Raw genomic sequence first — 16352 nt, 5'->3', positions numbered from 1 at the left:
GATCATCGGCACATGATTGTTGGAACAGCGGGCCACATCGACCACGGCAAGACCACGCTGGTGCGGGCCCTCACCGGCGTGGACACCGACCGCCTGCCGGAGGAGAAAAAGCGCGGCATCAGCATCGAGCTGGGTTACGCCTTCATGGACACGCCGGGCGGCCAGCGCATCGGCTTCATCGACGCGCCCGGCCACGAGCGCCTGGTGCACACCATGGTGGCCGGCGCCAGCGGCATCGACTGCGCCCTGCTGCTGGTGGCGGCCGACGACGGCCCCATGCCGCAGACGCGCGAGCATTTGGCCGTGCTGTCGTTGCTGGGCATCCGGCGCGGCGCGGTCGTCGTCACCAAGACGGATCGCGCGGCGCCCGAGCGCGTGCAGGCCGTGCAGTCGGAGATGGCCGCGCTGCTGCAGGGCACGGCACTGGCCGGCGCCCCCATCCTCGCCGTGTCGGCCCAGACCGGCGCCGGCATCGACGCCTTGCGTGCTCTGCTTTTCGAAGCTGCTCGCGCAGATGCCGTGCCGGCTGCAACCACGAATGACCCACAAGCGTTTCGCCTGGCCATCGATCGCGCCTTCACCCTGGCGGGCATCGGCACGGTGGTGACCGGCACCATCCATGCCGGCACCGTCCGCGTGGGCGACGAGCTGGCGCTGCTGCCCGCCGCCCGCGGCGCCGTGCAGCGCGCCCGCGTGCGCAGCCTGCATGCGCAGGACCAGGCCGTGGCCAGCGCCCACGCCGGCCAGCGCTGCGCCCTTGCCCTGGCCGGCATCGAGCGCGACGCGGTCACGCGCGGCCAGTGGCTCACCGACCCCGCCGTGGCCCTGGCCACCGAGCGCATGGACGTGTCGCTGCGCCTGTGGCCGGGCGAGGCCAAGGTCCTGCGCTCGGGCGCGCACGTGCAGGCGCACATCGGCGCGTCGCGCGTCAACGCCACCGTGGCGCTGCTGGATGTCGACAGTCTGCCCCCCGGCGGCACGGCGCTGGCCCAGTTGGTGCTCGCCGCCCCCGTGGGCGCCTGGCACGGCGAGCGCGTGCTGCTGCGCGACGCCGCCGCCAGCCGCACCCTGGCCGGCGCCGTGGTGCTCGACCCCATGGCGCCCACGCGCTATCGGCGCACGCCGCAGCGCCTGAGCGAGCTGCAGGCGCTCCTGCACGCCCGCGCCGGCGAACGCTTGCAGGCCCTGCTGGCCGTGGCGCCACACGGCATCGACCAGGCGCGCTTTGCCGCCACCCAGGGTCTGGTCGGGCCACCGCCTATTCATATGCCCAACGAGGCGCTGGCCCATGAAGGACATGCGCTGGGCGCTATTCAAACCGAAGCATTCGGCGCGGCCGTGCTGGGCGCGCTGCAGGCCTTTCACCAGCAGCAGCCCGACGAGCTGGGGCCCGACGCCGCCCGCCTGCGCCGCCTGGCCGCGCCACGCCTGCCGGCGCCGCTGTGGCAGGCGCTGCTGGCGCGGCTGGCCGAGCAAGGCCGCATCGCCCGCCACGGCCCGGTGGTGCACCTGCCCACGCACGGGGCCGAGCTGTCGGCCGTCGAGACGCGCATCGCCCAAAAGGTGGCGCCCACGCTCGAGGCCGCCGGCTTCGAGGGCGCTTGGGCGCGCGACATGGCCCGGGACGCGCGCGAGGCCGAGCCGCTGGTGCGCACCACGCTGGCGCGGCTGGCGCGGCGCGGCGAGCTGCACCAGGTGGTCAAGGACCTGTATTACCCCACCGGCACCATGCAGCGGCTGGCGACCCTGGCCCGCCAGGTGGCAGCCAGCCACACCGACGAGGTGCAGGCGGCCGAGTTTCGCGACGCCACCGGCCTGGGCCGCAAGCGGGCCATTCAGATTCTGGAATACTTCGACCGCATCGGCCTGACCCGGCGCGTGGGCGACACCCACCGGCTGCGCGCCGACAGCGGGCTATTGCAATGAAAAACACGGAAAGGCAACCATCCTGGTGGGTGGGCCGGGCTTCAAACCCGGTGGGTGGCGCCAAGCGTCGCCGGGTGGGTTCGACTCCCATGCCTTTCCGCCAGCATATGACCACCCCCAGTCTCCACTCGCTGCGCGATGTTTCGCCTCCCCCCTCGAGGGGGCACGCCCTCTGTCCGGGGAGACCCCGGCCAGGGGCTCACTGGCATGGCCTGCTCCGCGGCCATTGGGCCCTTTGCGATCCGCGCGTTGCCGGCGATGGATGCGATGCGGATCCCCGCCATGCCTGACCCCGCTGCGTCGTCACTGGTCGCCCTGCCCGCCGATCTGCATGTGCTGATCGAGCACCAGGTGTGGGCGCGCGTGCACGACGACGGCACGGCCACGGTGGGCATCACGCCACTGGGCATTGCGCTGTCGGGCGAGATCTACATGTGCCGGCCCAAGCGGGTGGGCAGTGTGGTGGCGCAAGGCGGCACGGTGGCGGTGGTCGAACTGTCCAAGTCCATCGTGGCGGTCAAGTCGCCCGTGAGCGGCGCGGTGGTCGAAGTCAATCCTGCCCTGGACGAGCGGCCCGACTGGGTGCACCGCGAGCCCTATGGCGCGGGCTGGATCGCGCGCCTGCAACTGACCGACTTCAAAGCCGATCAGGCGCTGCTGCTGCACGGCGCGGCGGCGGACGAGGCCATGGCCGAGCACGCGCGGCGCTTCGCGCCCGACCTGGTTCCCGCCACCAGCGGGCCTGCAAGGGGCAGCCCATGAGCTTCGCCGAAAACAGCGTGGCCGGCGTCGCCATCCTGCTGTGGGCGGCCGACGCCAGCGCGCCCGAGCGCCTGGCCACGCCCTTCTTTCATGCCGCCGCCGCGGCCACCATGGAGGTGCCGGTGGAGATCTACTTCACCGCCGCCAGCGTGAACCTGCTGCGGCCCGGTGTGGCGGCCGGCCTGCGCGCCAGCGCGCGCGTGGACAAGACCATTGCCGATAATTTGCGCGAGGCGGTGGACTTGGGCGCGCGGTTGTTTGCCTGCAGCGACGCCCTGCACGCCCAGGGCATCGAGGCGCGGGAATTGATGCCCGGCGTGCAGCGCGGCGGCGCGGTGCAGTTCATGGCCCGCGCCATCGACCGCGACTGGCGCACGCTGATCTTTTAGTCTTTCGGTGTCATCAATGGCACCATCAAAATCTCTCGACGTCGCGTCGGAGAATCGATGAATGCAGTCGAACGATTGGACCGGTATCCGTGTGCAGCCATGAAAGGAAATGGTCAGCCAACCGGGGCGACGTTGACTATCGACACTTGCATGACGATTTCCAGTGGGCGGGCAACGGATCAGCAACGGGGGATCTCCGACTGCCAGCCCTCACGAGTTGACCACACGCACCGGCATCGCGGCCAGTCGCTCGAACAGTCGCACTTCGGCACGGATCGGCCACCAGTCGTAGAGCAGCAATTCCATCGGCCGCCACATTGCCACCCAGCCGGCGATCGACAGGCTTTCGCGCAGCACCTCGAGCATGCCGCCCGGGTCGAGCCAGTTCTCCGCCAGCTTGCTTGCAGCCAGGGCGACGGCGAGGAAAGCAATGCCGATCAGCAGGCTGATGCGGGCACGGCGCAGCAGCTCGCGCAGCCGCCGCCGCGCCGACGTGGCTTGCTGGCGGAAGTGTCGATGAACCGCCTCGCCGAGGAAGGCCGTATCAGTCGCCGGCTGCTCGACATGCACCACCAGGCCCAACGCCGCGTCATGCGGCAAGTCCTTGGCCGAGTCGACGATGAAGCGCTCGGTGCGAGGATCGAGGTCGCGGCTGGCGAGCGGCGACGGGTCGAGGTGATCGAAGAGCTGCCCCAGCTCCGACACGTGGACGTCGATCTCGGACACAGCGGGGCCGGTCATGAGGCGCGCCCTGGGTGCGTCGCGGCGCGCACTCGCTATCGTGCCAGCGTGCCACCATCGACCGGAAAGAACGCTCCGGTGACGAAACTGGCCTTCGGGCTGGCGAGCCAGATCACCATTTCGGCGACCTCACCGACCTCGCCCAAGCGTCCGAGAGGATGGATTTTGTCGAGCTTGGCCCGCTCTTCCGGCGGAAAGAAGTTGATGAGTTCGGTCTTGATGAAGCCCGGACCGACGGCGTTGGCCCGTATGCCGCGCTCGGCGTAATCCAGCGCGATGGTTTGGGTCAGGCCGACGACGCCGTGCTTGGCGCTGCAGTAGGGGCTGAGCCCGGCCGAGCCGACGGCGCCGCCCACGCTGGCCATGTTGACGATGGCGCCGCCACCGGCCTCCAGCATGGCAGGAATCTGCGCGCGCACGCCGTAGAACACACCCGACAGGTCGATGCGAATGACGCGGTCCCAGGTTTCGACCGGGATGTCGGCCGCCGGCGCCAGGTCGTGGCTCACCCCCGCGTTGTTGACGGCGATGTCCAGGCGGCCGTACTCGGCCTTGGCGCGTGCCACCACTTCCAGGTGATAGGCCGGGTCGGCCACGTCGCCCTGCACGAAGATGGCGCGGCCGCCGGCGCCCTGAATGGCGGCCAGGGATTCCTGCCCGCCCTTGGCGGAGATGTCGGCCAGGACAACGTTGGCGCCTTCGCGCGCGAACGCCTGCGCGATGCCTCGGCCCAGGCCGGAGCCCGCGCCGGTGATGATGGCGGTCTTGTCTTTCAGCAGCATGGCATTTCCTTTTGCGATGAACTCAGTTCGTGGCGCTGCGCATCAGTCTGCGCACCCGAAAGGCGAACAGCACCCGCAGGATGCCGATCACCAGCGACCAGGCCCCCGCCATCAGGGACACGCTCAGTCCACCGATGCCTGGCGCCCACACCAGCAGCAGGCCGAACAGAACCGAGACCACGCCGGTGACATACAACACCCATTCGCCGCTGACGGCCTTGCGAATGTTGACGCCGAACATGAAGACCGTCACGCCGAACAGGATGGCCTGGAAGGCGATCACGTAGACGAACAGCAGCACCGTATTCACCGGCCCGAGCAGCGCGTACAGCCCGACCAGAATGCTGAGCAGTCCGCCGAAAAACACCCACCAGCGGCCATCGGCGCCCTTGGCCGCCAACGCACGCACGACGCTGAACACGCCGTCCACCAGCAGGAACGCGGCGAAGATCACCGCCAGCGCCAGCAGCGCTTCGGCCGGCCGCGCCAGCGCCAGCACGCCGAACAGGATGTAGAGCACCCCACCCAGCAAAAACATCCACCAGTTGGCTTTGGCGAAGTCCAGGGCGTCCGTCATCGGCGATTGCTTGTCCATGGTGTCCTGTTCAAAGTTCATCAACGGCAAATGGGATTGTCCGCATGCGCCAGCGCCAGGAAGGTGATCGACGCCGGCTCGAACGAAAGCTCGCCCGCTGGGGTGGGCGTGCCGCCGAGCTGGGGCAGCCCGTCGTTGGGCCCGAGTGCCAGCAGCTCGTCGTTCAGCGCGACGCGACTGCCCTGCAGCTCGGGCGCGCTGAGTGTATAGCGCAGCGAAGTCGTGGGCACGCTGATTGTCCGCGCCCGCGCCTTGTCGTTGTTGATCACCAGCAGCGCGACGCCGCCTGGCACCCCGCGCAGGCAGTGCGCGTAGACATGCTGGCCCTGCGCGATCGGCACGCCCGCATCAAGCACGGTGGTTCCCATCAGCTGGCGCCACAGCAACGCGGCCCAGTAGCTGGGTTTGGGCTCGAAGCTCTGGTCGTTCAGCAGCCCGTAGTCACTCGCGACCAGGGTGTTGTGCATGACGACCTCCACCTCCTGCCGAGCGAGCCGGCCGAGCTGGTCGAGGTAGCGAAAGGTGTCCAGGAAAGTTCCGGCCCAGGGGTTGCCGCCACAGGCGGCCTCCGCCGTCTCGGTGTTCCAGAACGGCTTTCCGGGCATGTACTTATCGCGCACGCTGCGGTAGTAGGCCAGCGTCTGGTCGGTGCGGCCCAGCCAGTCCTCGGACAAGGCCTGCTCGGCGCTGGTCTGGTGGCCCATGGCCGCACAGCGCCGCGATGCCGCGCCGTAATGGTGGTAGGAGAACGCATGGGCATCCCGGGTATGGGCGGCCAGATCGGCGGCCGTCAGCACCTTCATGTCGCCATAGCCGCCATGGGCGACACCCCAGTCGGCGGTCGATTCGCCCACCGATCCGGGCGCCAGGATCTTGATGCCCGGGACTTCCTTGCGGATAAAGGCTTCGAAAATCTTGTGATCGCGCCCATACGCCGCGGCGTCGTAGTCCTTGGGTGCACCCCCCATCGATGCCAGCGTCGGTTCGTTGAAATATTCGGCGGCGGCGATTTTTCCGCCGTGCGCCTTGGTGAAGTCGAGCCAGATGCGCGCCTGGTCCGGCTTCCAGACACCATCAGAGCCGCGGGCGCCGTCGCCGTCCGGCATCGAGGTGACGATCGGCGCGTCGACCGCGTTGGAAAAGGCGATCGCGCCCAGCCACTGCTGCCGCGTGAGTACGCCGCCGTAGCCCGGTGGCGGGTCCTTGGGCGGCGCGTCGGTGTCGGCAAAGTACGTCGTGTTGGCCCAGGTGCCGCTGATCCGTACATAGGCCGGACCCAGGGCGGCCGCCAATCTGCGTAGCCGCTTGTTGCTCAGATCGATGGGCGGGCGGTACTGATAGAGGTCCGCACTCATGCCGGCTGGCGTGTCGCCGGTGGTGGGCCCGGTCTGCCCCCCGGTGTTCGACGGCAGGGTCGCGATGTCCTTGTACGGCTTCCAGAAGCGGCCGCCGGTGACTTCGAGCATCTCGACGTTGTACGACTGGTAGCGTTCGCTGACGCTGCCGATGCGTGCCATCTTCGCGGGTGCCAGCGCGACCGGCGCCGCCTGCGCCACGCCCACCTGCGGCGCTGCGGCGGCAGCCACGCCGAGCAGCGTCACTGCCAGCGGCTTTTTGGTGCCCATGTTCTTCGGCATGAATGATGACTCCTGTTGAGTAGCGGACCGAAGCATGGTCCAGCAGCGCCCTGAGCCTACTTGCGCGCGTACTCGAACTGCGGCAGCGCCTTCAACGCGTCCTTGGTCGCGCCCGGCAGCACGATCTTGTCCCCGGCGATCTGCAATTGCTTGACGGGCACGGCGATCAGATGCCGACCAACCCCCAGGAAGCCTCCGACATCGAGGATCACGTAACTGACCCAGTTCTCGGGGGCGATGATCAGGTCGCCGATCGACCCGACCGCCTTGCCGTCCTCGCCCAGGACCTTCTTCTTGAGAATCTGGCGCTCGACGCTCCAGCCCTCGGCAACCGCCCTGGACTCGGCGACCGACACGCCGACCAAGGTGCTGCCCGCAACCTGGGACATCGCGGCGGGACTGGTCAGCAGTCCCGCCAGTGCAATCACTGCGGCGCCGGGTATCAGGCGCCTGTTCATGATGGCTCCTTTCATGGTGTTCTCCTTGACGTCGAAATGGGTCGAACAGCGTTGCGCTGGTTTCACCGAGGTCAGATGTAGGAACGGTACACGCGGCCACCGTGAATCCGCACGATATCGTCCACAGGCCGGGTATAGCCTTCATCCGCTTCCACGACGATGGCGGTTTCACCCGGCCTGACCTGAGTCGCAACGTAACCCACGAAATCGGCATCGTAGGAACCGCCGATGGCGTCAGCGACCAAGCCCCCGGTCGCACCCAGCGCAGCGCCTGCAACGCCGCCGGCAGGTCCCGCCAGAAGGCCGATCAACGCACCCGCCACACCGCCGGCCAGTGTGCCCCACAAGGGACAATCCTTCTCCTCCAGGCGGATCACGTTGCCCTTTTGGTCCTTGCTGAACATGGCGCCGGCCTTGAGCGAGAAGTCGACCTGATCGGACTTCTTGAGCGAGTGGATGGCACTGGCGGCCTCATAGGCAGAATTGCTGTTGTTGAACACGGCAACGATGATGCGAACAGTCATGAAATTCTCCTTGGATGAGTGCAGGAAAGCGGCCAGGCAAGGGGCCATCGGCCGCAGTCCGGAATCTGGGCCTTGCCACCCGCGCCGACAAGGTCGCAATCGGCACGGCCGGACCGCCAATCTGGCCGAAACTGACCGCGCACGCTCCGCGCTGGACGCCTCCCCGAGCCGCTGCCAGGCCATGGCCAAGGCGAGAGGGGTTTCAGCTTGAACGACCGGTCCGCGCCCGAGGGCAGTGCCGCCCCATGGCCGGTGCAGTGGAACCTGCGCCTGTATCCGGCCACGCCGGTCGTGCTGCTGCACGACGTCTTGGCCGAAGACGGCATCGACGGTGCGCCCGTGCTGGCCGCCACGGGGCTGAGCCTCGCGCAGGCACAATCCCCCCAGACCCTCATCTCGCGACAGCAACTGCTGGATGCGTGCAAGACCATCGTCGGCATGGCCGTGGCGCCGACTTTTGCATTCCGCAGCGGTTTGCGCACGCGCCTGAGCTACTTCGGCATGTACGGCTTTGCGCTGATGAGCGCGCCGGACTTGCACACCATGTTGCACTTCGCGATCGAGCAGCAGGGCTTGACGGCATCGCTGGTCCACCTGTGGGGGCAGCAACAAGGCGATGAAGTCGAGATTCGCATCGATCCGCTCGCGCACCGGGAGCTCGACGTGCGCCTGTACCGCTTCCTGGTCGAATTGCACTTCGGCATGACCCACCGCGGCTGGCGCGACCTGACCGGCGCGGACTTCAAGCCGCTGCGCCTGTGCGTCACTTTTGCGGAATGCGCCTCAACGCGCGAGGTCGCCGCATCGCTCGGCGCCGAGGTGCTGTTCGAGCAGCAGGCCAACACCTTCGTGTTCGATGCCTCGTGGCTGGATGCCCGCCCGCAGTTCGGCAACCTGATCGCGCACGATTCGGTGTGCGACGCCTGCGCGGAGCTCGCAGCACAGTTGAAGATCAAGTCCGGATTGGCGGGCCGTGTCGGCAAGTCAATGGTCGACCACTTCGGGGGCAACCCAGGGGTCGAAGGCTTGGCCGCGACCCTGGGCATGTCCGAGCGCGAGTTGCGGCGCAAGCTGCATGCCGAGGGCACCAGCTACCGCCAGATCCACGATGACGTGCGCGCTCAGGTGGCCATGAAGTACCTGCGCGATACGACGCTGCCGGTGGAATCGATCGCCGCCTCGATCGGATTCGACGATGCCGCCAATTTCCGGCGCGCGTTCCGACGCTGGACCGGACAGACTCCCGTTGAATACCGCGCCTCGATCTCACCGCTGGAGCCGGGCAAACCGGGGTCGGTCATTGGCGGCATTGGGGTCTTGTGAAATCCGCTCCAGCTTGATCTGCTTCATCGGTGTTCTCCGTTTGACCGTTTCAATCGGAGAACTTATGCGGATGTTCCTTCGCGGCTGCGTTCGACCACGCAAAAGCTGACGGCGTAGTCGCTCTCGTCGCTCAGGGTGATGTGCGCCATCAGGCCCCTGGCCTCGAACCAGGTCTTGAGCTCGCCGTGCAGCACGATGCGCGGCGCGCCGCTGGGCGCGTTGCCGATCTCACAGCGCCGCCAGTGCATGGGCAGGCGCATGCCCAGGCCGACGGCCTTGCTGAACGCCTCCTTGGCCGAAAAGCGCGTGGCCAGAAAGCGTACGCCGCGCTCGGGCCAGCGGGCGCTGCGCCGGCGCCAGGCCGCCAGCTCGGCCTCGCTCAGGATCTTTTGCGCGAAGCGCTCGCCATGGCGCTCGAAGCTGGCGCGGATGCGGCGGATGTCGCAGATGTCGGTGCCGATGCCGTAGATCATGCAAGAAAAATGGCTCTGGCGACCGTGCAACAAGCGCGAGCAGCTATCAAATCAGGAATTGTCAAGCAGACAGCGCAGGTACGCCCGCGTCGTGGCCGCATAGCCCTGCTCCAGCGCGTCGGCAATGAAGGCGTGGCCGATGGAGACCTCGGCCAGGCCGGGCACGGCGCGCACGAAGGCGGGCAGGTTGTCCAGATTCAGGTCGTGCCCGGCGTTGACGCCCAGGCCCGCATCGAGCGCCGCCTGCGCCGCGGCGGCGTAGCGCTGCAACTGCACCGCCTGATCGGGCGTGCCCCAGGCGGCGGCGTAGGGTTCGGTGTAGAGCTCGACGCGATCGGCGCCGACGGCGCGCGCGGCGGCCATCTGCTGAGGGGCAGGGTCCATGAACAGGCTCACGCGCACGCCCAACTGGCGGCATTCGGCAATCAGGGGCTGCAGGCGCTGGGCATCCGGCGGAAAGCTCCAGCCGTGGTCGCTGGTGAACTGGTCCTCGCTGTCGGGCACGAAGGTGGCTTGGTGAGGATGCACGCGGCGGATGAAGTCCAGCAGGTTCTGCGTCGGGTTGCCCTCGATGTTGAACTCGGCCCGCGGCCAGCGCCGCATCAGCTCGGCCAGCTCATCCACGTCCTGCGGGCGGATGTGGCGCTGATCGGGCCGCGGGTGCACGGTGATGCCGTTGGCGCCCGCCTGCAGGCACAGCTCGGCGGCGCGCGTGACGCTGGGGATGCCCAGGTGGCGCGTGTTGCGCACCAGGGCGACCTTGTTGACGTTGACGGACAGCTGGACGGTCATGAAAAAGCCACCGGGGATTTCAGGCGCTGCAGCTCCAGCATGAGCTGGCGCGTGCGCAAGGTGTTGCCGCCGCAATGGTAGTGCAGCAGCGCGCGCAACTGCTGGCGCAGGCGGGCCTGCTCGCCGGCGGGCCAGCCGGCCACGGCTTGCAGCGCGGCGGTGAAGGCGGCTTGCTCGTCCAGCGCGGCGGACAGCGCGAGCCAGGCCGCGCCGGCCAGCCAGACCTCGTCGTCGCCGTGCGCGGCGCGCAGGCCACCTTCGACCACCAGGCGATACGGCGCGTCGTCCTGCAACGGCGCCAGGGTCAGGGTCTGCACATCCAGTGCCGGCAGGTGCCCGGTGTGGCGCAGCAGCAGCAGCTCGAACGCACGCAGGGCCGCGGCGCCCAAGGCTTCGGCATCGGGCGAGGCCAGCACGTGCACCAGCGCGGCGTAGGCGTCGAACAGGCGCGGGTGCGCGTCCTCGCGCGCCAGCAGCTTCATCAACAGCTCGTTGGCGTAGTAGCCCGACAGCAGCGCGTCGCCCGTGGGCATCACCAGGCCGCCACCCCACTCCGCGCCCTTGAGGGTGCGGATCTCGCCCTCGCCGCCCCAGGACAGCAGCAGCGGCTGCAGCGGCAGCAGCACGGGGCGGAAGTTGGACGACGGCCGCTTGGCCCCCTTGGCCACCAGCGCCATGCGCCCGTGCCCGCGCGTGAAGGCCTCCACGATCAGGCTGGACTCGCTCCAGTCGTGGTGGTGCAGGACGTAGGCCGGCTCGTGGGTGACCCGCTTCACGGCAGGCACGCGGTCCGAGACACTGCTCGCCGCCGCCGGGCCGCCCCAAGGCGGCGACGGCCCCCTCGGGGGGCAGCGCACCATGCGAAGCAGGGGAGCGTGGGGGCCCTATTCATATCCGAACGAACGCACGCGCGCCTCGTCGTCGGCCCAGCCGGAGCGCACCTTCACCCACAGCTCGATGAAGACCTTGCAGTCCATCAGCTTTTCGAGTTCTTGCCGTGCCTCGGTGCCGATGCGCTTCAGGCGCTCGCCCTTCTCGCCGATGATCATGGCCTTGTGGCCGTCGCGCTCGACCACGATGGTGGCGGCGATGCGCACCAGGCGGCCGTGGGCGCGGCTTTTCTCTTCGGCAAACTGGTCGATCACCACGGTGGAGGTATACGGCAGCTCGTCGCCCGTCAGGCGAAACAGCTTCTCGCGCACCACCTCGCTGGCCAGGAACTTCTCGCTGCGGTCGGTCAGTTCGTCTTCGCCGTACCACCAGGGCTGCTCGGGCAGGTAGCGCGCGCACACGTCCAGCAGGTGCGCCACGTCGCGCGGGTTCTTGGCCGACATGGGCACGAACTCGGCAAAGGCGTGGCGCTCGGCCATGCCCTTGAGCCAGGGCGCCAGCTCGGCGCGGCGGTGCACGGCGTCCAGCTTGTTGGCCACCAGCAGCGTGGGCGTGCCGGGCCTCAGCAGCGACAGCACCTTGGCGTCGCCCAGGGTGAAATTGCCGGCCTCGACCACGAACAGCACCAGGTCCACGCCGTCGATGGCACCCAGCACGGTCTTGTTGAGCGACTTGTTGAGCGCGCTGCTGTGGCGCGTCTGAAAGCCGGGCGTGTCGACAAACACGTACTGCGTGCCGCCGCCCTGCTCATCCGCCCGCGTGCGAATGCCGGTGATGCGGTGGCGCGTGGTCTGGGCCTTGCGGCTGGTGATGCTGATCTTCTGGCCCACCAGGGCGTTCAGCAGCGTCGACTTGCCCACGTTGGGCCGGCCCACGATGGCGATCAGGCCGCAGCGCTGGGCCGCGCCGGTCTCCGCCGATTTCAAGTCGAATGAGGCCTCAGCCCGCTCGGGGTGAGCGTCAGTAGCTATTTTTTCAGTAGCAATCATGATGACTTTGCTTCCAGCTGCCGCAGCATGGCCGCCGCGGCATCCTGCTCGGCGGCGCGGCGCGAGGGGCCCTGGCCCTGGGCCTGCAGGTCGAGCTCGGCAATGCGGCACATCACCTCGAAGGTCTGCTTGTGCGCCGCTCCCAGCACCTGCGCCACCTCGTACTGCGGCACATGCATCTTGCGGCCTTGCAGCCATTCCTGCAAGCGGGTCTTGGCGTCCTTGGCGGCGGCCGACAGCGCCGGCGTGATCTCCACCCGCTCGAACAGGCGGCGAATCAGCGCATCGGCGGCAGCGTGCCCGCCGTCCAGGTAGACGGCGCCGATGATGGCCTCCAGCGCGTCGGCCAGGATCGAAGGCCGGCGCTGGCCGCCCGAGCGCATCTCGCCCTCGCCCAGGCGCAGCAGCGCGGGCAGATCCAGCTCGAGTGCCAGGCGGTGCAGGCTGTCCTGGCGCACCAGCTGCGCGCGCAGGCGCGACAGGTCGCCCTCGGCGCCGTCGCCCAGGGCCTCGTACAGCATGTGGGCCACGCCCAAGCCCAGCACCGAGTCGCCCAGGAATTCGAGGCGCTCGTTGTGGTCGGCCGAAAAGCTGCGGTGCGTCAGCGCGCGCTGCAGCAGGGCCGGGTTGGCGAAGCGGTGATGCAGGCGCTGCTGCAGCGCCTGCCATTCGGGCGGCAGCGCCGGCGCGCCGGCGCGCCGCGACTTAGTCGTACCCACCCGCGGAAGAGCCCCGGTACTTGATCAGCAGGTAGGCCGGGCCGAACAAGGGGATTTCCTTGTCGTAGGCAAAGCGCACCACCACCTTGTCGTCGACCTTGGTGACCTCCAGGTCCTTGCCGCTGATGGAGTCGATGTAGTCCACCGAGGCGGTGCGGTCGAACGAGGCGCGCACCGCCGGCACCGTGTCGCCGTCGGCGGCGGCCTTCTTGACCGCCTTGACGATGGACATGTATTCGCTCGCCGTGGGCACCACCTTGGCGCCGACGATGGCCACGAAGGCCAGCACCACGCCCAAAAACAGCAGGCCGACGAACGAGATGCCGCGCTGCGACGCCGGTGACGTGTGCTTCATGTTTGCTCTCTCCCTCATTTGAAAGGCCCGATGCGGCCCAGGTTGCCGAAGTTCATCCAGACAAAGAAGGCCTTGCCGACGATGTTGCCGTTGGGCACGAAGCCCCAGTAGCGCGAATCGAGCGAGTTGTCGCGGTTGTCGCCCATCATGAAGTAATGCCCCTCGGGCACCTTGCAGGTGACGCCCTCGATGCTGTAGCGGCACTGGTCGCGGTACTGAAACTGGTCCGGGTTGCCGATGAAGGCCGCGCGGCGCGTGTCGACGATGATGTTGTGATGCACGTCGCCGAGCTGTTCGTTGAACTGCTTGAAGTACTCCATCGTCGACTCGTCGAAGAAGTCCGACACCGCCGTCTGCGGCACTTCCTTGCCGTTGATGGTCAGGCGCTTGTTCAGGTAGGACACCTCGTCGCCCGGCAGGCCGATCACGCGCTTGATGTAGTCGACGCTGGGCTTGGGCGGATAGCGGAACACCACCACGTCGCCGCGCTGGATGGGGTTGCCCTGGGTCACCTGGGTGTTGACGACGGGCAGGCGCAGGCCATAGGTGAACTTGTTGACCAGGATCAGGTCGCCGATCAGCAGCGTCGGGATCATCGAGCCCGACGGAATCTTGAACGGCTCGACCACGAAGGAGCGCAGCAGAAAGACGATCAGGATGACCGGGAACAGCCCGGCCGTCCAGTCCAGCCACCAGGGCTGGGCCAGCAGGCGCTCGCGCGCCGTGTCCAGGTTCTCGTCGTCGACCTTGGTGATGCCCTGCGCCGCCAGCTCGGCGCGCCGGCGCGCGCGCTGCTCGGTCAGTGCCTGCGCGGCGGCGCGACGGCGCGGCAGAAAGATGAAGCGGTCGGCCAGCCAGTACAGGCCGGTGACGACGGTGGCCAGAAACAGCAGCAGGGCAAAGTTGCCCTCGATCGACCCGGTGTACCAGGCGGCGCCGTAGCCCACGAAGGCGGCCAGGACGATGGCGGTCAAGATCGGCATCATTCCTCCACTTGCAAGATGGCTAGAAATGCCTCTTGTGGCACCTCGACCGAGCCGATCTGTTTCATTCGCTTCTTCCCTGCCTTCTGTTTTTCGAGCAATTTGCGCTTGCGGGTGATGTCGCCACCGTAGCATTTTGCCAGCACGTTCTTGCGCAGCGCCTTGATGTTCTCGCGCGCGATGATGTTGGCGCCGATCGCGGCCTGGATGGCAACGTCGAACTGCTGGCGGCTGATGATCTCGCGCATCTTGGCCGCCACCGCACGGCCGCGGTACTGCGCCTGGCTGCGGTGCACGATGATGGACAGCGCGTCCACGCGCTCGCCGTTGAGCAGGATGTCGACCTTCACCACGTCGGAGGCGCGGTACTCCTTGAACTCGTAGTCCATCGACGCATAGCCGCGCGAGACGCTCTTGAGCTTGTCGAAGAAGTCCAGCACGATCTCGCCCAGCGGCAGCTCATAGGTCAGCATGACCTGGCGGCCGTGGTATTGCATGTTGAGCTGCACGCCGCGCTTCTGGTTGCACAGCGTCATCACCGGGCCGACGTAGTCCTGCGGCATGAACAGATGCACGGTGACGATGGGCTCGCGGATTTCCTGGATGCGGCCCTGGTCGGGCATCTTGGACGGGTTCTCGACCAGGATCACTTCGCCGTCGGCCTTTTCGACCTGGTAGACCACGCTGGGCGCGGTGGTGATCAGGTCCTGGTCGAACTCGCGCTCCAGGCGCTCCTGCACGATCTCCATGTGCAACAGGCCCAGGAAGCCGCAGCGAAAGCCGAAGCCCAGCGCCTGGCTGACCTCGGGCTCGAAGCGCAGCGACGAGTCGTTGAGCTGCAGTTTCTCGAGGCTGTCGCGCAGCTGGTCGTACTGGTTGGCCTCGGTCGGGTACAGGCCCGCGAACACCTGCGGCTGCACTTCCTTGAAGCCCGGCAGCGGATGCTCGGCCGGGCCCAGGTTGTTGGGCAGCTTCTTGTCCAGGGTGATGGTGTCGCCCACCTTGGCCGCCTTCAGCTCCTTGATGCCGGCAATGATGTAGCCCACCTCGCCGGCCTTGAGCTGCTCGCGCTGCTCGGTGGCGGGCGTGAACACGCCCAACTGGTTGGCCTCGTAGGCGGCGCCGGTGGCCATCATGCGAAAGCGCTCGCCCTTCTTCAGCTCGCCATCGACCACGCGCACCAGCATCACCACGCCCACGTAGGCGTCGAACCAGCTGTCGATGATCATGGCGCGCAGCGGCGCATCGCGCTTGCCGCGCGGCGCGGGCACCTTGGCGACGATCTGCTCCAGCACCTCGTCGATGCCCATGCCGGTCTTGGCCGAGATGGCGATCGCCTCGCTGGCGTCGATGCCGATCACGTCCTCGATCTCGGCCTTGGCGGTTTCCGGATCGGCCTGCGGCAGATCCATCTTGTTGAGCACCGGCAGCACCTCCACGCCGAGGTCGAGCGCCGTGTAGCAGTTGGCCACCGTCTGCGCTTCGACGCCCTGCGAGGCATCGACGACGAGCAGTGCACCTTCGCAGGCCGAGAGCGAACGCGAGACTTCATACGAGAAGTCGACGTGGCCCGGCGTGTCGATCAGGTTGAGGTTGTAGACGCGGCCGTCGCGCGCCGTGTAGTGCAGCGCGGCGGTCTGCGCCTTGATGGTTATCCCCCGTTCCTTCTCGATGTCCATCGAGTCGAGCACCTGCGCCTGCATCTCGCGCTCGGCCAGGCCGCCGCAGCGCTGAATCAGGCGATCGGCCAGCGTGGATTTGCCGTGGTCGATGTGCGCGATGATTGAAAAATTTCTGATGTGATCCATCAAGGAACGAAGGCAAGTGTTTGATCGCGCACGCTCGGCGCATGAAAAAAGGGCGCGCCCTGAATGTGACGCGCCCTCAACCAACAATCTATGGCAACTGCGATAGTTGGAGCTTCATTGTAGGCAAAAACCGCTGGGGCCAAGATTGAAAATCCAAAATCGGAGGGCGTTGCAGGCTCACAACGGAATATTTATCAACATCTTA

Annotated in this window: 18 protein-coding genes and 1 tRNA gene; 5 read left to right on the top strand and 14 right to left on the bottom strand. The window is 67.6% G+C overall.

What is annotated here, in order from left to right:
• Positions 1 to 12: 12 nt before the first annotated feature.
• From selB to ACWHMB_RS08510, 4 genes are all read left to right on the top strand, one after another.
• The gene (gene selB / locus ACWHMB_RS08525; protein WP_377479877.1) at positions 13 to 1926 is read left to right on the top strand and encodes a selenocysteine-specific translation elongation factor; all 1914 of its coding nucleotides are present in this window, start codon (positions 13 to 15) and stop codon (positions 1924 to 1926) included.
• A gap of 7 nt (positions 1927 to 1933) precedes the next feature.
• Positions 1934 to 2029: transfer RNA gene (locus ACWHMB_RS08520), tRNA-Sec, on the top strand.
• 179 nt (positions 2030 to 2208) lie between these two features.
• Positions 2209 to 2688 (top strand): glycine cleavage system protein H, encoded by a 480-nt coding sequence (locus ACWHMB_RS08515; protein ID WP_293223380.1) that lies wholly within the window; start codon positions 2209 to 2211, stop codon positions 2686 to 2688.
• The gene (locus ACWHMB_RS08510) at positions 2685 to 3077 is read left to right on the top strand and encodes a DsrE family protein (protein WP_377479881.1); all 393 of its coding nucleotides are present in this window, start codon (positions 2685 to 2687) and stop codon (positions 3075 to 3077) included. The genes ACWHMB_RS08515 and ACWHMB_RS08510 overlap by 4 nt, the downstream gene beginning before the upstream one ends.
• 210 nt (positions 3078 to 3287) lie before the next feature.
• On the opposite strand, the gene ACWHMB_RS08505 is transcribed toward ACWHMB_RS08510, so the two are convergent.
• The 6 genes from ACWHMB_RS08505 to ACWHMB_RS08480 are packed head-to-tail and all read right to left on the bottom strand — an operon-like array spanning position 3288 to position 7814.
• Positions 3288 to 3818 carry a hypothetical protein gene (locus tag ACWHMB_RS08505; protein WP_377479884.1) on the bottom strand — a complete coding sequence of 177 codons (531 nt, stop codon included), beginning with the start codon at positions 3816 to 3818 and terminating at the stop codon, positions 3288 to 3290.
• Positions 3819 to 3853: 35 nt separating this feature from the next.
• Entirely contained in the window at positions 3854 to 4600 is a 747-nt protein-coding gene (locus ACWHMB_RS08500) for an SDR family NAD(P)-dependent oxidoreductase (RefSeq protein ID WP_377479886.1), read from the bottom strand.
• A gap of 22 nt (positions 4601 to 4622) precedes the next feature.
• Entirely contained in the window at positions 4623 to 5216 is a 594-nt protein-coding gene (locus tag ACWHMB_RS08495) for an HdeD family acid-resistance protein (RefSeq protein WP_377479889.1), read from the bottom strand.
• Positions 5216 to 6832, bottom strand: a complete 1617-nt coding sequence (locus tag ACWHMB_RS08490) for a hypothetical protein (protein WP_377479892.1) — start codon at positions 6830 to 6832, stop codon at positions 5216 to 5218. Before ACWHMB_RS08490 ends, ACWHMB_RS08495 begins: the two co-directional genes overlap by 1 nt.
• Before the next feature lie 56 nt (positions 6833 to 6888).
• Positions 6889 to 7305 (bottom strand): PRC-barrel domain-containing protein, encoded by a 417-nt coding sequence (locus ACWHMB_RS08485; protein ID WP_377479895.1) that lies wholly within the window; start codon positions 7303 to 7305, stop codon positions 6889 to 6891.
• 56 nt (positions 7306 to 7361) lie between these two features.
• Positions 7362 to 7814, bottom strand: coding sequence for a DUF1269 domain-containing protein (locus ACWHMB_RS08480; RefSeq protein WP_377479899.1), 453 nt, complete (start codon positions 7812 to 7814; stop codon positions 7362 to 7364).
• A 207-nt stretch (positions 7815 to 8021) separates the two neighbouring features.
• Here ACWHMB_RS08480 and ACWHMB_RS08475 point away from each other — a divergent pair, with 207 nt between their 5' ends.
• On the top strand, positions 8022 to 9137 hold the full coding sequence (locus ACWHMB_RS08475; RefSeq protein ID WP_377479902.1) for an AraC family transcriptional regulator: 1116 nt from the start codon (positions 8022 to 8024) through the stop codon (positions 9135 to 9137).
• Positions 9138 to 9199: 62 nt separating this feature from the next.
• Here ACWHMB_RS08475 and acpS read toward each other — a convergent pair whose 3' ends face one another.
• The 8 genes from acpS to lepA form a co-directional block, all read right to left on the bottom strand.
• A complete protein-coding gene (gene acpS / locus ACWHMB_RS08470; protein ID WP_377479905.1) occupies positions 9200 to 9610 on the bottom strand; it encodes a holo-ACP synthase in 411 nt (136 codons plus the stop codon).
• A 51-nt stretch (positions 9611 to 9661) separates the two neighbouring features.
• Positions 9662 to 10402, bottom strand: a complete 741-nt coding sequence (locus ACWHMB_RS08465; protein ID WP_293223386.1) for a pyridoxine 5'-phosphate synthase — start codon at positions 10400 to 10402, stop codon at positions 9662 to 9664.
• Positions 10399 to 11187 (bottom strand): DNA repair protein RecO, encoded by a 789-nt coding sequence (gene recO, locus ACWHMB_RS08460; protein ID WP_377479908.1) that lies wholly within the window; start codon positions 11185 to 11187, stop codon positions 10399 to 10401. Before recO ends, ACWHMB_RS08465 begins: the two co-directional genes overlap by 4 nt.
• Before the next feature lie 99 nt (positions 11188 to 11286).
• The gene (gene era, locus ACWHMB_RS08455; protein ID WP_377479911.1) at positions 11287 to 12282 is read right to left on the bottom strand and encodes a GTPase Era; all 996 of its coding nucleotides are present in this window, start codon (positions 12280 to 12282) and stop codon (positions 11287 to 11289) included.
• On the bottom strand, positions 12279 to 12962 hold the full coding sequence (gene rnc, locus ACWHMB_RS08450) for a ribonuclease III (protein ID WP_377480778.1): 684 nt from the start codon (positions 12960 to 12962) through the stop codon (positions 12279 to 12281). The genes era and rnc overlap by 4 nt, the downstream gene beginning before the upstream one ends.
• Positions 12963 to 12987: 25 nt before the next feature.
• Positions 12988 to 13356, bottom strand: a complete 369-nt coding sequence (locus ACWHMB_RS08445) for a DUF4845 domain-containing protein (RefSeq protein WP_293223392.1) — start codon at positions 13354 to 13356, stop codon at positions 12988 to 12990.
• A 14-nt stretch (positions 13357 to 13370) separates the two neighbouring features.
• Entirely contained in the window at positions 13371 to 14339 is a 969-nt protein-coding gene (gene lepB / locus ACWHMB_RS08440) for a signal peptidase I (protein ID WP_293223394.1), read from the bottom strand.
• Positions 14339 to 16147, bottom strand: a complete 1809-nt coding sequence (gene lepA / locus ACWHMB_RS08435; RefSeq protein WP_377479914.1) for a translation elongation factor 4 — start codon at positions 16145 to 16147, stop codon at positions 14339 to 14341. The genes lepB and lepA overlap by 1 nt, the downstream gene beginning before the upstream one ends.
• Positions 16148 to 16352: the final 205 nt, after the last annotated feature.

This window comes from Ottowia pentelensis, assembly GCF_964341695.1.
The sequence above is the reverse complement of the archived record's forward strand: the minus strand, read 5'-3'. Positions and strand labels throughout refer to the sequence as shown.

What these genes read in the sequence shown, in the direction of transcription:
- ACWHMB_RS08500 (WP_377479886.1), bottom strand. Translation starts at nt 4,600, where the DNA reads ATGCTGCTGAAAGACAAGACCGCCATCATCACCGGCGCGGGCTCCGGC.
- ACWHMB_RS08485 (WP_377479895.1), bottom strand. Translation starts at nt 7,305, where the DNA reads ATGAAAGGAGCCATCATGAACAGGCGCCTGATACCCGGCGCCGCAGTG.
- selB (WP_377479877.1), top strand. Translation starts at nt 13, where the DNA reads ATGATTGTTGGAACAGCGGGCCACATCGACCACGGCAAGACCACGCTG.
- ACWHMB_RS08495 (WP_377479889.1), bottom strand. Translation starts at nt 5,216, where the DNA reads ATGAACTTTGAACAGGACACCATGGACAAGCAATCGCCGATGACGGAC.
- lepA (WP_377479914.1), bottom strand. Translation starts at nt 16,147, where the DNA reads ATGGATCACATCAGAAATTTTTCAATCATCGCGCACATCGACCACGGC.
- ACWHMB_RS08480 (WP_377479899.1), bottom strand. Translation starts at nt 7,814, where the DNA reads ATGACTGTTCGCATCATCGTTGCCGTGTTCAACAACAGCAATTCTGCC.
- ACWHMB_RS08490 (WP_377479892.1), bottom strand. Translation starts at nt 6,832, where the DNA reads ATGCCGAAGAACATGGGCACCAAAAAGCCGCTGGCAGTGACGCTGCTC.
- ACWHMB_RS08445 (WP_293223392.1), bottom strand. Translation starts at nt 13,356, where the DNA reads ATGAAGCACACGTCACCGGCGTCGCAGCGCGGCATCTCGTTCGTCGGC.
- lepB (WP_293223394.1), bottom strand. Translation starts at nt 14,339, where the DNA reads ATGCCGATCTTGACCGCCATCGTCCTGGCCGCCTTCGTGGGCTACGGC.
- ACWHMB_RS08505 (WP_377479884.1), bottom strand. Translation starts at nt 3,818, where the DNA reads ATGACCGGCCCCGCTGTGTCCGAGATCGACGTCCACGTGTCGGAGCTG.
- acpS (WP_377479905.1), bottom strand. Translation starts at nt 9,610, where the DNA reads ATGATCTACGGCATCGGCACCGACATCTGCGACATCCGCCGCATCCGC.
- ACWHMB_RS08465 (WP_293223386.1), bottom strand. Translation starts at nt 10,402, where the DNA reads ATGACCGTCCAGCTGTCCGTCAACGTCAACAAGGTCGCCCTGGTGCGC.
- era (WP_377479911.1), bottom strand. Translation starts at nt 12,282, where the DNA reads ATGATTGCTACTGAAAAAATAGCTACTGACGCTCACCCCGAGCGGGCT.
- ACWHMB_RS08515 (WP_293223380.1), top strand. Translation starts at nt 2,209, where the DNA reads ATGCCTGACCCCGCTGCGTCGTCACTGGTCGCCCTGCCCGCCGATCTG.
- ACWHMB_RS08510 (WP_377479881.1), top strand. Translation starts at nt 2,685, where the DNA reads ATGAGCTTCGCCGAAAACAGCGTGGCCGGCGTCGCCATCCTGCTGTGG.